The 13051-nt window shown below is 67.0% G+C and carries 14 protein-coding genes; 6 read left to right on the forward strand and 8 right to left on the reverse strand.

The features are described from left to right. Positions 1–51: 51 nt before the first annotated feature. Positions 52–330 (reverse strand): 4a-hydroxytetrahydrobiopterin dehydratase, encoded by a 279-nt coding sequence (locus tag L5G28_RS12915; protein ID WP_236997563.1) that lies wholly within the window; start codon positions 328–330, stop codon positions 52–54. A 185-nt stretch (positions 331–515) separates the two neighbouring features. On the opposite strand from L5G28_RS12915, the gene L5G28_RS12920 reads away from it, so the two are divergent. Then, positions 516–1841 carry a cryptochrome/photolyase family protein gene (locus L5G28_RS12920; protein ID WP_237001947.1) on the forward strand — a complete coding sequence of 442 codons (1326 nt, stop codon included), beginning with the start codon at positions 516–518 and terminating at the stop codon, positions 1839–1841. On the opposite strand, the gene L5G28_RS12925 is transcribed toward L5G28_RS12920, so the two are convergent. Beyond that, a complete protein-coding gene (locus tag L5G28_RS12925) occupies positions 1831–2418 on the reverse strand; it encodes a lipocalin family protein (protein ID WP_237001873.1) in 588 nt (195 codons plus the stop codon). The two genes, L5G28_RS12920 and L5G28_RS12925, sit on opposite strands and share 11 nt — an antisense overlap. A 98-nt stretch (positions 2419–2516) precedes the next feature. On the opposite strand from L5G28_RS12925, the gene L5G28_RS12930 reads away from it, so the two are divergent. Then, on the forward strand, positions 2517–3080 hold the full coding sequence (locus L5G28_RS12930; protein ID WP_237001874.1) for a Type 1 glutamine amidotransferase-like domain-containing protein: 564 nt from the start codon (positions 2517–2519) through the stop codon (positions 3078–3080). A 70-nt stretch (positions 3081–3150) separates the two neighbouring features. Here L5G28_RS12930 and L5G28_RS12935 read toward each other — a convergent pair whose 3' ends face one another. Genes L5G28_RS12935 through L5G28_RS12945 form a run of 3 tightly spaced genes read right to left on the reverse strand, consistent with a single transcriptional unit; the run spans position 3151 to position 5116 of the window. Continuing rightward, a complete protein-coding gene (locus L5G28_RS12935) occupies positions 3151–3657 on the reverse strand; it encodes a GNAT family N-acetyltransferase (protein ID WP_237001875.1) in 507 nt (168 codons plus the stop codon). 19 nt (positions 3658–3676) lie between these two features. Next, positions 3677–4084, reverse strand: a complete 408-nt coding sequence (locus L5G28_RS12940; protein WP_237001876.1) for a hypothetical protein — start codon at positions 4082–4084, stop codon at positions 3677–3679. A 12-nt stretch (positions 4085–4096) separates the two neighbouring features. Continuing rightward, the gene (locus tag L5G28_RS12945) at positions 4097–5116 is read right to left on the reverse strand and encodes an LLM class flavin-dependent oxidoreductase (RefSeq protein ID WP_237001877.1); all 1020 of its coding nucleotides are present in this window, start codon (positions 5114–5116) and stop codon (positions 4097–4099) included. A 473-nt stretch (positions 5117–5589) separates the two neighbouring features. Here L5G28_RS12945 and L5G28_RS12950 point away from each other — a divergent pair, with 473 nt between their 5' ends. Both L5G28_RS12950 and L5G28_RS12955 read left to right on the forward strand, forming a co-directional pair. Beyond that, complete coding sequence (locus L5G28_RS12950; RefSeq protein ID WP_237001878.1) at positions 5590–5934, forward strand: aminotransferase class I/II-fold pyridoxal phosphate-dependent enzyme; 345 nt, start codon at positions 5590–5592, stop codon at positions 5932–5934. A 73-nt stretch (positions 5935–6007) separates the two neighbouring features. Further along, positions 6008–7507, forward strand: a complete 1500-nt coding sequence (locus tag L5G28_RS12955; RefSeq protein WP_237001879.1) for a SulP family inorganic anion transporter — start codon at positions 6008–6010, stop codon at positions 7505–7507. Positions 7508–7511: 4 nt separating this feature from the next. Here L5G28_RS12955 and thiD read toward each other — a convergent pair whose 3' ends face one another. After that, positions 7512–8303 carry a bifunctional hydroxymethylpyrimidine kinase/phosphomethylpyrimidine kinase gene (thiD, locus tag L5G28_RS12960; RefSeq protein ID WP_236997571.1) on the reverse strand — a complete coding sequence of 264 codons (792 nt, stop codon included), beginning with the start codon at positions 8301–8303 and terminating at the stop codon, positions 7512–7514. Beyond that, positions 8296–8796 carry a nuclear transport factor 2 family protein gene (locus L5G28_RS12965; RefSeq protein WP_236997572.1) on the reverse strand — a complete coding sequence of 167 codons (501 nt, stop codon included), beginning with the start codon at positions 8794–8796 and terminating at the stop codon, positions 8296–8298. The genes thiD and L5G28_RS12965 overlap by 8 nt, the downstream gene beginning before the upstream one ends. A 149-nt stretch (positions 8797–8945) precedes the next feature. Between L5G28_RS12965 and L5G28_RS12970 the strand changes: the two genes are divergently transcribed. Further along, a complete protein-coding gene (locus L5G28_RS12970; protein WP_237001880.1) occupies positions 8946–10280 on the forward strand; it encodes an MFS transporter in 1335 nt (444 codons plus the stop codon). Then, positions 10277–11755 carry a pyridoxal phosphate-dependent decarboxylase family protein gene (locus L5G28_RS12975; RefSeq protein WP_237001881.1) on the forward strand — a complete coding sequence of 493 codons (1479 nt, stop codon included), beginning with the start codon at positions 10277–10279 and terminating at the stop codon, positions 11753–11755. Before L5G28_RS12970 ends, L5G28_RS12975 begins: the two co-directional genes overlap by 4 nt. Positions 11756–11862: 107 nt before the next feature. On the opposite strand, the gene L5G28_RS12980 is transcribed toward L5G28_RS12975, so the two are convergent. Beyond that, positions 11863–13011: an acyl-CoA dehydrogenase family protein gene (locus tag L5G28_RS12980; RefSeq protein ID WP_372477222.1), complete on the reverse strand. Its 1149-nt coding sequence runs from the start codon at positions 13009–13011 to the stop codon at positions 11863–11865. Positions 13012–13051: the final 40 nt, after the last annotated feature.

The following is a 13051-nucleotide window of genomic DNA, read 5'->3' on the forward strand; positions in this document are numbered from 1 at the left end:
CCACTCATCGCCCCGCCGTGTCAGCCGAACGAATGACCAGGTGAAACAGGGCTAGTCGATCGTCATCTCCCCCGCGATCGCCGAGATCTCCCGCGCCAGCGCACGGTCCTTATCGGTGACGGTGTCCTCGGCGTCATGCGTGATGAGAGTCAGCCCAACCTTGGGATACCGAAAGTCGATGTCCGGGTGGTGGTTGGCGGCTTCCGCCGCGGCGACGACGCGGGTCACGAAGTCAAGGCCCCGCACCATCGAGCCGGTTGCGAAGGTGGCGACGAGTCCATCGGAGGTCTCACGCCACCGCTGATCGGTTGCAGATCCTGAAGTGTCCATACTTCGACCCTGCCACTGTAAGGGTATGAGCAACACCCCTTGACCGGGACGGTCTCGATGACCGATTCATCGCGTGGGGGCTCACCGCGACTACCGTTGCGGATACGATCGGCCGACGCATCGGATGTCGGAATCGGTCGTGCGACGAACAGGAGCTGCAGATCGATCATCAGACGAGTCCCGCCATCGTGTGGTTCCGCCGCGACCTGCGCGTCCACGATCTGCCGACGCTGTCGGCTGCGGCCGCTGACGCCGAGAGCGCGGCAGCAGTGTTCGTGTTCGACAGCCGCGTCGCGCGTCCCGGCCCCCGCACCGACTTCTTCCTCGCGTGCCTGGCCGAGCACGATCGTGCGCTTGAGAACCGGCTGATCGTCCTCGACGGCGACCCGGCCGTCGTGCTGCCGGAACTCGTCAATCGGCTCGGCGCGGGGTCTGTGCACGTCTCGGCCGACTACTCGCCGTACGGTGTCCGTCGTGACGAGCGTGTCGAACGGGCACTCGGCGACACCCCGTTGGTGCGGACCGGTTCGCCGTACGCCGTCGCACCCGGGCGCATCCGCAAGGCCGACGGCGGCGAGTACCGCGTCTTCGGCCCCTATCAGCGGGCGTGGCACGACCACGGGTGGCGTTCCCCCGCATCGACGGACGCCTCGACCGTGGCCTGGATCGACCCGGCGGACGTCGGCGAACGAAACCCGCTGCCCCCACCGGCCGCGGACCCGAAGACGGCTCCCGGAGAAGACGCCGCCCTGCGGCGCTGGACGCAGTTCCGAGATGCGCTCGACGGTTATGCGGGCGATCGCGATCGACCGGATCTGGACCGCACCAGCAGACTGTCCGCGTATCTGAAGGTCGGGTGCCTGCATCCGAGGACGTTGCTGCACGACTTGCGTGACAGGTCGGACACCGACGCGTCGAAGTTTCGCAGCGAACTGTGCTGGCGGGAGTTCTACGCCGACGTCCTGCACCACCGGCCTGACACGGCCTATGAGAATTTCGACGAGCGGTTCGCGCGCCTGCCCTACGATTCCGGACCGGAGGCGGACGCCGCGTTCCGCGCCTGGCGCGACGGCCGTACCGGCTACCCGATCGTCGACGCCGGGATGCGCCAGCTCGCTGCCGAGGGCTGGATGCACAATCGGGTTCGCATGATCGTCGCGTCGTTCCTCACCAAGGACCTCCACGTACCGTGGCAGTGGGGCGCCCGCCACTTCATGGACCTGCTCATCGACGGCGATCTCGCGTCCAATCAGCACGGATGGCAGTGGGTGGCCGGTTCGGGTACCGACGCCGCACCGTATTTCCGGGTGTTCAACCCGACCGTGCAGGGCGAAAGGTTCGATCCGGACGGCGACTACATCCGCCGCTGGGTCCCCGAACTGCGGTCAGTCCCCGGACGCGAAGTCCATCGCCTGCGACACGACCGCCCAAACGACTACCCCGCGCAGATCGTCGACCACGCGGCCGAGCGCCTCGATGCGCTCGACCGCTGGTCGCAGATCAAGAATTGACGGTGCACAACGGGCGGATGTCACGGAATCCGCCGGTCACCGGAGACGTCAGCATGAGGCACGAGTTGTAGCCCTGGCGTTCGACGACCGTCCGGATCTGCTTCCACGTCGAGCTATCCACCGACCCCTTCCGCGACAGGACGAATCCGGAGACGCGGCTCGGATCGCCGACGAACGCCCACGAATAGTCGTCCGCGATGTGCGCGACCAGGTAGTTGCTCGGTCCGTCGACTCGGTTCTGTCCCGGAACGCTCGGGAACGACACGTGCAGAGATGCGGGTCCGTTGACCCTCGCGCGCCCCAGAATCGACCGCTTCTGGCCGGTCACCGTGGTGCAGGAGTTCTGCACGCGAACAGTGCGACTGTCGATGAGCGAATACTTCGCGGTGGTGTCCCGTACGCAGTCGATGTTGTAAGGCGCAGGATTGGCGGCCAACTGGTGCCACGTGCCCAGATAGCGCTCGAGGTCGACGCGCGGCACGGGACGCAGCGGTGCGGCGTCGGCGGGAGCGGCGACGGGCAGGACTGCGGCGAACGACGCTGCGGCGACCGCGGCAACGATGAGACGACGGAACATGAGAATCTCTCCAATCACAGACGACACGTACGAGGGTGATTCGGAGCGACTCGGAGATCGGATGGGTGACGACCCCCGAGACGTGTAACTTCGCTCCCGTGCGTCTACTTCTCCTGTCCCTCGGTGACGGGGCGCTCGTGCGCTTCGTCACCGCCGCGACCGGGCGGCCCCCGCGCGAGGTGACGATCGGCCACGTGATTGGGGCCGGTCGAGAACTGCTGGTCGACAGAGGCTTCCGGGTAATCGACTTCGCGGCGTCGCCGGACGACGTCGACGCGGTGTACGTCGGCGGCGGCAATACGTTCACCCTCTGGCACGAGCTCACCGAATCGGGTACGGCCGCACTACTCGACGAACGGGTCCGCGACGGTCTCCCCTACATCGGACTCAGCGCGGGCTCGGTGATCGCAGGCCCCGACATCGAACCCGCAGGCCTGCTCGACGACCCCGCCGACGCGCCCGGTCTGTCGAGCACGGCGGGCTTCGGTTGGATCCCGCAGGTTCCGGTGCCGCACGCTGGCGGGATGCTGCCCGCGTATCCGCCCGCCGCGATCGAGCGGACTTTCACCGAGTTCGGCAGCCGTTTCCGTCTGCTCGCGCTCGACGACGATCAAGCACTGCTCGTCGACGACCACGGAACGCGGGTCGTTCCGAGCCCGTGACGTCATATTCCCCGCTCAGGCCCGGCATCGCCTCACCGGTCGATGGTGACGCTGAGCGGGGAACTCGAGGTCAGACTCCGTCCCAATCCCTCGCGAAGATCACCATCCGCACGACATCCCGGTACCTGCCGCCTGCGTAGAACTCCTCCCGCAGCGTCGCCTCGGTCTCGAAACCGACCTTGCCGTACACATGAATCGCACCGGCGTTCTCGACGTCGACGAGCAGATACACCTTGTGCAGGTTCAACGTCCCGAATGCGTAGTCCACCACGAGACGCGTCCCAACCTGCGCGTATCCGCGACCCTGATTGCCGGGCGCGACGATGATCTGGAATTCGCACGTCCGATGCAACGGCGAGATGTCGACGAGTTCGACGATCCCGACGTCCGCGCCGTCATCGCTGATGACGAAGCGGCGTGCGGTGACGTCGCCGCGACGACGCTCGAACTGGGTCTGCACGTCCGCCCGAGTGAGATATGGCTCGATGAACCAGTAGCGGGCGGCCGTCGGGTCGCTGAACAGCGAATGCAGAAATTCGGTGTCCGACGCTTCTTGCGCGCGCAGCGTGACCGTCATGATCTCAGGATACCGAGCATCATCCGGTGGCGGGACGCTCACGGACCGAGCCGATCGGCCGCCCGTCCGGGCCGCGCTCCGACGTGCGGATCACCCGAGCGAACTCGGGCACGACACGTGCACACGAGCGGTCGACGCTCCACGTCGCACTTCGCGCACTGTCGGTCGCCGACAGCTCATAGGTGCCGACGAGGCACGGCCGCGGTCCGCGCGTCTGACGAATGGTGTCTGCCATGTGGCCCACCGTCAGCATCGCGAACCAGGCGTCCTCGCCGATCATGCTGCCGCCGGGTGATCGTGCCAACGACACGGCCGCCTTCATCGGATCGGACGCGACGAGCTGCGTCGAGACCGGATCGAGTGTGAACTCCACGACGTGGGACGTACGTGTCTTGGCGCCGGCCGCGGGAGCGAGAGTACGCGACATTTCCCGCGAAGCTCAGCGCCACCCCAGCCCGGGTGCGACGTGCTGGAGGATCCCGTCGATCACGTGCGCGTTGTAGTCCACGCCGAGCTGGTTCGGCACAGTGAGCAGGAGGGTGTCCGCCGCCGCGATCGCCTCGTCGTCACGCAGCTGCTCGATGAGTCGATCCGGTTCGTCGGCGTACGACCGGCCGAATCGCGCACTGCCGCCGTCGATGTGACCGACCTGGTCCCGATCGTCGCCGCGGCCGCCGAAGTATGCGCGGTCCATGTCGTCGAGCAACGGGAAGATGCTGCGGCTCACCGAGACTCGGGGCTCATGGTCGAACCCGTGCTTGGCCCACTCGTCACGGAAGCGCTGGATCTGTTCGGCTTGCAAACGGTGGAACGGCACCCCGGTGTCTTCGGTCAACAAGGTCGACGACATCAGGTTCATCCCCTGCCGGGCGGTCCACTCGGCCGTCGCCCGCGATCCCGCACCCCACCAGATGCGCTCGCGCAGGCCGTCCGAGTGCGGTTCCACGCGCAGCAGTCCGGGCGGGTTCGGGAACATGGGCTGCGGATTCGGCTGCGCGAAGCCCTCACCCTCGAGGACCTTCAAGAAGACGTCGGTGTGCTTGCGCGCCATGTCGGCGTCGGACTCCGTGTCGTCCGGCACGTATCCGAAGTACTTGTAGCCGTCGATCACCTGCTCCGGTGATCCCCGCGAGATGCCGAGCTGCAGCCTGCCGTCCGAGATGAGATCGGCCGCACCTGCGTCTTCGGCCATGTACAGCGGGTTCTCGTACCGCATGTCGATGACGCCGGTACCGATCTCGATGCTGTTCGTCTTCGCGCCGATCGCGGCCAGCAGAGGGAACGGCGAGCCGAGTTGCCGCGCGAAGTGGTGAACACGGAGGTAGGCGCCGTCGGCGCCGAGTTCTTCGGCGGCGACCGCGAGGTCGATCGACTGGTGGAGGACGTCGGCCGCGGTCCGAGCCTGTGAGCCCGGCGCGTCCGACCAATGTCCGAACGACAGGAATCCGATCTTCTTCATATCGACCGTAACCGTACCGCGGTCCGCTTATATTCCCAACCAGCAGAGGTCATCCGTGCGCACCTCCCCGTCACCAGCCAGGCGCGCCATCACATCACGCCGTCCGCGCTCGGCATGCGAGTCGACGTCGGCGAACACCGACTCCAGAAGTTCGAGTTGAGCGCGCGCGCCCGAGATCGTACTCGGCGAGGATCTGGTCCGACAGGTTCCGGAGTGTTCTCGCAGCTTATCGAAGGTCTCCGACCGTCGCCGATCCGTGCGATCCTCGACGTGATCGACCGGCCCGGCATGATCTCGTTCGCCGGCGGTCTCCCCGCGACCGACACCCTCCCGCAACTCTCTGGCGTCGTGCCGGCGTCGACCCTCCAGTACGGCCCGACGGAAGGCGAACCCGAACTGCGGGCGGCGGTGTCCCGGCAACTGCGCGGACTGGGCGTGGACGCTCCCCCGGATCGCGTCATGATCCTCAGCGGGTGCTGTTCGAAGACGACCCTTACCGCGATCTCGTCTACGACACCTGCGACCGCACGCCGATCGCGGCCCGGATGGGCGGCGGTTCATGGATCTACCAGGGCTCGTTCTCCAAGACGTTCGCGCCGGGACTGCGCCTCGGGTTCATCGCGGCGTCCGATGACCTCTTCGACAGACTCGTCATGGTCAAGCAGGCGACAGACCTGCACACCTCCCGGCTGTCGCAGCACATCGTGCTCGACGCGGTCACCGATCCGGGGTGGGGAGCGCGCCTGGACTTCAGCCACGCCGACACAGACCAGGCGGACCGCGGCCTCGGGATCCTCGCGGACCTCCTGCGTTCCTGACACGAAGGTTGCACGACCATCGGGGTATCGTTTCCCCGGTTGTAGAGCCATCGACCGTCAGGAGTAGCCCGCAGTGCAGGCACCGGCGTCCCGCCTCGTCGACGGACCAGTCATCACCGCGCTGCGGAGTCCTCGCCTCCTGACACGGGAGACGCTGGCCGGTGTGGTGACCGCGCTCGCGTTGATCCCCGAAGCGATCTCGTTCTCGATCGCCGCAGGCGTCGACCCGCGGATGGGGTTGTTCGCGTCCTTCACGATGGCGGTGTCGATCTCCATCGTCGGCGGACGTCCCGCCATGATCTCGGGCGCCGCCGGATCCACCGCACTCGTGATCGCGCCCGTCGTCCGCGATCACGGCATCGACTACCTGTTGGCGACCGTCATTCTCGCGGGTGTCCTGCAAATCGTGTTCAGCGTGTGCGGGGTCGCGAAACTGATGCGGTTCATTCCGCGCAGTGTGATGGTCGGCTTCGTCAACGCTCTCGCCATTCTGATCTTCTCCGCGCAGGTCCAGCACATGCTGAATGTTCCGTGGATGGTGTATCCGATGATCGCGGCCGGACTCGCCATCATCGTCGGGCTGCCGAGACTCACCACCGTCGTGCCGTCGCCGCTCATCGCGATCATCGTGTTGACGGCCGTCGCGATGGCCTTCGGCGTGGGCGTGCCAACAGTCGGCGACGAGGGCGAGCTCCCCAGTTCCCTACCGCAGTGGTTGATCCCCGACGTCCCGTTCGACCTCCAGACGTTGCAGATCATCGCCCCGTACGCGGTCGGCATGGCGCTCGTCGGGCTGCTCGAGTCACTGATGACCGCGAAACTGGTCGACGACATCACCGACACCCACTCGAACAAGACTCGTGAAGCCTGGGGCCAGGGTGTCGCGAATGTTGTCACCGGCTTCTTCGGCGGGATCGGCGGCTGCGCCATGATCGGCCAGACGATGGTCAACGTGAAGACGGCGGGCGCGCGCACCCGCATCTCGACGTTCCTGACCGGTGTGGCGCTGCTGGTGCTCGTCGTCGGGTTGGGCGACATCGTCGGGCAGATCCCGATGGCTGCGCTCGTCGCCGTCATGATCATGGTCTCGGCGACCACGTTCAACTGGCACAGCATCCGTCTGTCCACCCTCCGCCGGATGCCGAAGAGCGAGACGGCCGTCATGGTGATCGCCGTCGTCGCGACCGTCGTCACCAGCAACCTCGCGATCGGCGTCATCTCGGGCGTCGTCGTCGCGACTCTGCTGTTCGTGCGGCGAGTCGCCCACTTCACCGAGGTCACGCACGCCGACAGTGTCCACGACGGCCACACCGTCCGGACCTACCATGTGCGCGGCGAACTGTTCTTCGCCTCCAGTAACGACCTCGTCTACCAGTTCGACTACGTCGACGATCCCGAACGCATCGTCATCGATCTCGCCGACACACATGTGTGGGACGCATCGACGGTCGCCGCGCTCGACGCCATCGAGGCGAAGTACCACGCCAAGGGCAAGCAGGTGGAGATCGTCGGATTGAACCAGCCGTCCGCCGAACGCCGCGACCGCCTGTCCGGCCAGTTAGGCGAAGGCTGAACCCCTACGTTCCTTGCCGGACCGCGTCGAACGGGAGGTTGCCGCTCACCCGGGCTTCGATCGCCGCCCTGGTGAACTCTTTGGCACGACGGGCAGCGTCGAGGACACCCGCGCCCTTCGCGAGTTCGGCGGTGAGGGCCGCAGCCAGCGTGCAGCCTGCGCCGGAGACCCGTTCGCCACCGATCTTCGGTGCGCGCAGCACGGTCACATCCTGACCGTCGAACAGAACGTCGACCGCCTCGTCGCCCGGTAGTTCGACCCCGCCTTTGGCCAGCACGTACCGGGGTCCGTGCTCGGCGATCCGTCGCGCGGCTTCAGCGAGTTGGTCGACGGTGGTGATCTCGTCCATCCCCGACAGGGTCTGCGACTCGAACAGGTTCGGGGTGACGACGGTAGCGTGCGGCAGCACTTTCGCCCGCAACGCTTGATCGGTGTCGAGCGCCGCACCGGGCTCCTGCCCCTTACAGATCAGCACCGGGTCGAGGACCACGTGCCGCCAGGGCTGCGCCGCCAACGCATCGGCCACGACATCAATGGTGGCGGGTGTGCCGAGCATTCCGATCTTGACGACGTCGAGATCGTATGCGCTCGTCGCTGCCTCGATCTGGTCGGCGATGACGGCCGGTTCGATCGGCACGAACCGGTGACCCCACCCGTTCTTCGGATCGAACGACACGATGCACGTGATGGTGCCGAGTCCGAACGCGCCCAGCGTCTGGAAGGTCTTGAGGTCGGTCTGGATACCGGCGCCGCCGGTCGCTTCCGAGCCGGCGATCACATATGCGAAGTCAACCACGGTTATCGAAAATACCCTCTTCGAGCACCACGTCGTCACTCAGCGGCCTCGTGATCGACCACCGCTGCGTGAATCGGCACACCGACATGCGCCACGCGCCGTCGGAGAAGCGGTACTCGTCGTCGTATTCTCCGATGCTCACGGTCTCGGTCCGCTCGATCGTGTTCACCTGACGGAACCGCAACGACCAGCGGCCGACCGCGGTGTCGTGCGCCGTCAACTCGATCATCGGGTGCGTGCCGTGGTGCATGTCGAGCACCGCGTACCGCCCGTCGACTTTGCGGCACGCGATGGTGCGGAAGATGTCCACCATCGGCTTCACGTCATCGAATCTGCCGAGGGGCCCGTAGTCGATCACCGCACCGTCGGCGATGAACGACGCCGCGAACCCGTCCGGGTCTTTGGCGTCGCAGGCTCGCCAGTAGCCGTGTTTGAGGCTCTTGATCGACTCGATCGCCTCGAGTGCTGCGATCCGGTCGTCGTTGGTCAGCATGCCTCCCGTTCTACACGGCCGCGGTGGGCGTGACGCGGACGGGACCCGTGAGCGCCATAGGCTGAACTCGGCGACAATTCTCGCCTGGTCCGATAGGTTCACGAAATGGCCACCGCACACACGCCGGAGCGCGTCGAAAGTCGCCGGGCGTGACGTCGCAACGCACCGCCGGTCGGCTCAGTCGCCGCATCGTCGCAGGTTACGCGGCCGGCAGCGTCGGGACGGGCGGCTTCGGGGTCCTGCCTGGGCTGGTTCTCGCGTACTACCTCACCGACACCCTCGGGGTCGCCGCCCTCGTCGCGTCGATCGTCGTCGTGGTTCCCAAAGCGGTCGACGTCGTCGTCAACCCGGTCATCGGTGCGATCAGCGACCGCCATGCTGCGACGGCGGGCACCCGCACCGGGTTGATGTGGTTCGGTGCGGCCGCACTCGTGCCGACGTTCGTTCTGACGTTCGCGACTCCGACCGGATTCGGCCCCGCGGCCTCGGCCGTCTGGGTCCTGCTGTTCTTCACCGCGGGAGCGATCGCGTACGCATGCTTCCAGGTCCCGTACATCGCGTTGCCAGCCGAACTCACCGACGGGTACGACGAGCGGACCCGCCTCATCTCGGTCCGTATCGCGGTGTTGGCGTTGACGATCCTCATCGTCGGTGCGGGGGCGCCCGCGATCCGGGACGCATTGGGCGGCGGAGCCGTCGGATACCTGGTCATGGCGGCCGCGGCCGCGACCCTCATCGCGGCAGGGATGGTCGCCGCCACCTCGTTCGCGGCGACCGGTACTCGCGCGCGATCCGTCGTCGACGATGCTCGCGTCCACCACCGCGACGCGTTCACCGCGGTGCGCGAGAACGCCCACTACCGGATCCTCCTGACGGTCTTCGTCGTGCAGGCGTTGGCGAGCGCGGTGATGCTCGCGGGCGCGCAGTATATGGCGACGTACGTACTGGACGACTCGGCCGCGTTGACCTACCTGTTCGCGGCGCTCGTCGGGCCCGCGCTCCTCGTGATGCCGGTGTGGGTCCGGGTCGGCGCCCGTTACGGCAAACGTGTCGCGTTGATCGTCGCGTCGCTGCTGTTCGGTGTCGCCGCGCTCGGGCTGGCCGGAGCGATGACCGCGCCGGGGCCGTGGATCTTCGGGCTGGTCGCTGTCGCCGGAATCGGCTATGCGGGCATGCAGACGTTCCCGCTCGCGATGCTCCCCGATGTGATCGACGAGGTGTCCACCGCGCGCGGTCGCGACCAGGGCGGCGCGCTGTCGGGACTGTGGACCGCGGGCGAGACGCTGGGGCTGGCGCTCGGTCCCGGTGCATATCTGCTCGTGCTCGCGGTGACCGGTTTCGTCTCGTCGACCGGCGACGAGACGCACACCCAGACCGACACGGCCGTCGCCGGCGTCGCAGGCGGATTCTCGCTCCTGCCCGCAGTCCTGGTCGCGGTCAGCATCGTCGTACTCCTGCGCTACGAAAGGACACCGAACCGGTGAACACCCCCGAGGAGATAGTCGCCGAACTCCGACGTCTCCGGGCCACGGACGCCCCGACTCACGGTGGACGGATCCTCTCCTACGTTTACGATTCGGGTCTGGCGGCCGTCGACCGGCTCGCCGCCGACGCCGCAGCGCTCGTGCAGCCGGTCAACGGTCTGGACCCGACGACGTTCGGTTCGGTGGCAGCCATCGAACGCGACCTGATCTCGTTCTCGCGCACTGCTTTCGGATCGTCGGACGCGGTCGGCTCGGTGACCTCCGGCGGAACCGAGAGTTGCGTTCTGGCGGTGTTGTCCGCGCGCGAATACACGCGCACGCCCGCCGGAGCGGGCAATGTCGTCGTCCCCTCGACGGCTCACGCCGCGTTCGACAAGGCCGGGAAGCTTCTCGGAGTCACGGTGCGACGCGTGCCGGTGGATCCGACCACCACGCGGGCCGACGTCGACGCGATGGCGGGTGCAATCGACGACGACACCATACTGCTGGTCGGGTCGGCTCCGAACTATCCGACCGGAACACTCGACCCGATCGTCGAACTCGGAGATCTAGCCCTACGACGAGGGGTCGGCCTCCACGTCGACGCGTGCCTCGGCGGACTCGCCCTGGCTTGGTGGCCGACGCCGCTGCCCGACTGGGACCTCACGGCACCCGGCGTCACGAGTCTGTCCGCCGACTTCCATAAGTACGGCTACGCACCGAAGGGCGCGTCCGTACTCCTGCACACCGACCGCGACCGACATCGCGCCGCCTTCTTCGCGACCACCGACTGGCCGGGGTATCCGGTGGTCAGCCCCACCCTTCTCGGATCGAAGTCGGCGGCGGGCGCGACCGCCGCGTGGGCCATCACGCGGTACCTCGGCGCGGCCGGGTTCACCCGGCTCGTCGCCGACATCGCGGCCACTGCCGGGCGGCTGGTTGACGTCGTCGGCGGCATCGACGGGCTGCGTGTCGTCGGCGATCCGACGGGACCGGTGTTCGCCGTCGCGGCCGACCCCGACGCGGCGACGCCGATCGATCCGCACCGCTGGGCCGACGAGGTGGCCGCACGCGGATTCACGTTGCAACCGCAGCCGGCGTATGTGCAGGCCGACGGGTCGACGCTCGCCGCGAGCACCCACCTGACGATCACGCCCGTGACCTCGGCCGTCGTCGACGAGCTGTCGCACGCACTGCGCGACGGCGCGGACGCGGCACGCGGACTCGAACGCTCGGTGGCGCCTGCCATGTTGCGGGAGCTCGCGGCCGCGTTCGACTCCGGAGCCGTGAGCGTCGACGACGCGCTGGCGCTCGACTCCGCCTCCACCGAAGCTGTTCTCGTCGGCGCGGGTATCGACCCGCACACCGATCCGTCCGACGCCGCGGGCTCGCTCGACCTGAGTGCGGTGATCGCCGCCATCGAGTCGCTGCCGAAGCTCGTCACTGCGAAGATGCTCGCCGAGTTCTTGGCCGCGTACTCGAATCCGGCCCCGTGAACCTGCGACGACGGAGGGGGACAACGGAAGGGGGCCAGCAGAAGAGCCCGGCCACCGCTGGTGACCGGGCCCTTCCCGTCAGTCGATGCGGCTCGACCGCCGACGTCTCACAACGAGCGCGAGATGATTTCCTTCATGATCTCGTTGGTGCCGCCGTAGATCAGCTGGACGCGGTTGTCGGCCCACAGGCGGGCGATCGGGTACTCGTTCATGTAGCCGTAGCCGCCGAACAGTTGGAGGCAGGTGTCGGCGACCTGCATGGCGCGATCGGTGGTCCACCACTTGGCCATCGCGACGGTCGGGATGTCGAGTTCGCCGCGCAGATGCTTCTCGATGCAGTCGTCGACGAACAGGCGTGCGATGTGTGCTTCGGTCGCGACCTCGGCCAGCTTGAACTTGGTGTTCTGGAACGCGAACACCGGCTTGCCGAATGCGGTGCGCTCTTTGGTGTATTCGAGGGTCTTCTGCAGGGCGGTCTCCATACCCGCCACGGATGCGACGGCGATGATCAGTCGTTCCTGCGGCAGCTGTGTCATCAGCTGGATGAAGCCGAGGCCCTCTTGCTCACCGAGCAGGTTCGACTGCGGAACGCGCACACCGGCGAAGTTCAGTTCGGCGGTGTCCTGGCCGCGCATGCCGACCTTGTCGAGGATGCGGCCGCGGCTGAAACCGTCGCGGTCGGTCTCGACGAGGATCAGCGAGATCCCCTTGCCGCCTGCCGTCGGATCGGTCTTGGCGACGACGATCACGAGGTCTGCCTGGCCGCCGTTGGTGATGAACGTCTTGGAGCCGTCGATGACGTAGTCGTCGCCGTCCTTGATCGCTTTGGTCTTAACGCTCTGCAGGTCCGAGCCGGTGCCGGGCTCGGTCATGGCGATGGCGCCGACGACCTCACCGGAGGCCAGCTTCGGCAGCCACTTCTTCTTCAGGTCCTCGGAACCGTAGGCCAGGATGTAATGCGCGATGATCCCGTTGTGCAGGCTCTGGCCCCACGACGAGTCGACGACGCGGGCCTGTTCCTCGATCAGGACGGCCTCGTGGGCGAAGGTGCCGCCACCGCCGCCGTACTCCTCCGGGATCGACATGCAGAGGAGGCCGAGTTCGCCTGCCTTGCTCCAGAGATCGCGGTCGACGTGGTGCTGGTCGATGTACCGCTCGGTGTTGGGGGCGATCTCCTTCTCACAGAAGGCACGCGCCATCTCACGCAGCGCGGTCAGATCCTCAGTTTCCCAGGAGGGACGAGCCATGGTGTGCATACCAATCTTCAGTGATTTTTTCTATCGGAGGCGATACTAA

Source organism: Gordonia liuliyuniae, from assembly GCF_021739025.1.
Classification (GTDB): domain Bacteria; phylum Actinomycetota; class Actinomycetes; order Mycobacteriales; family Mycobacteriaceae; genus Gordonia; species Gordonia liuliyuniae.

Bases quoted from the DNA above. Each gene is read 5' to 3' on its own strand.
- L5G28_RS12940 (WP_237001876.1), bottom strand. From the start codon at position 4,084: ATGTCGCGTACTCTCGCTCCCGCGGCCGGCGCCAAGACACGTACGTCC.
- L5G28_RS12935 (WP_237001875.1), bottom strand. From the start codon at position 3,657: ATGACGGTCACGCTGCGCGCGCAAGAAGCGTCGGACACCGAATTTCTG.
- L5G28_RS12980 (WP_372477222.1), bottom strand. From the start codon at position 13,011: ATGCACACCATGGCTCGTCCCTCCTGGGAAACTGAGGATCTGACCGCG.
- L5G28_RS12965 (WP_236997572.1), bottom strand. From the start codon at position 8,796: ATGCTGACCAACGACGACCGGATCGCAGCACTCGAGGCGATCGAGTCG.
- L5G28_RS12945 (WP_237001877.1), bottom strand. From the start codon at position 5,116: ATGAAGAAGATCGGATTCCTGTCGTTCGGACATTGGTCGGACGCGCCG.
- L5G28_RS12925 (WP_237001873.1), bottom strand. From the start codon at position 2,418: ATGTTCCGTCGTCTCATCGTTGCCGCGGTCGCCGCAGCGTCGTTCGCC.
- L5G28_RS12915 (WP_236997563.1), bottom strand. From the start codon at position 330: ATGGACACTTCAGGATCTGCAACCGATCAGCGGTGGCGTGAGACCTCC.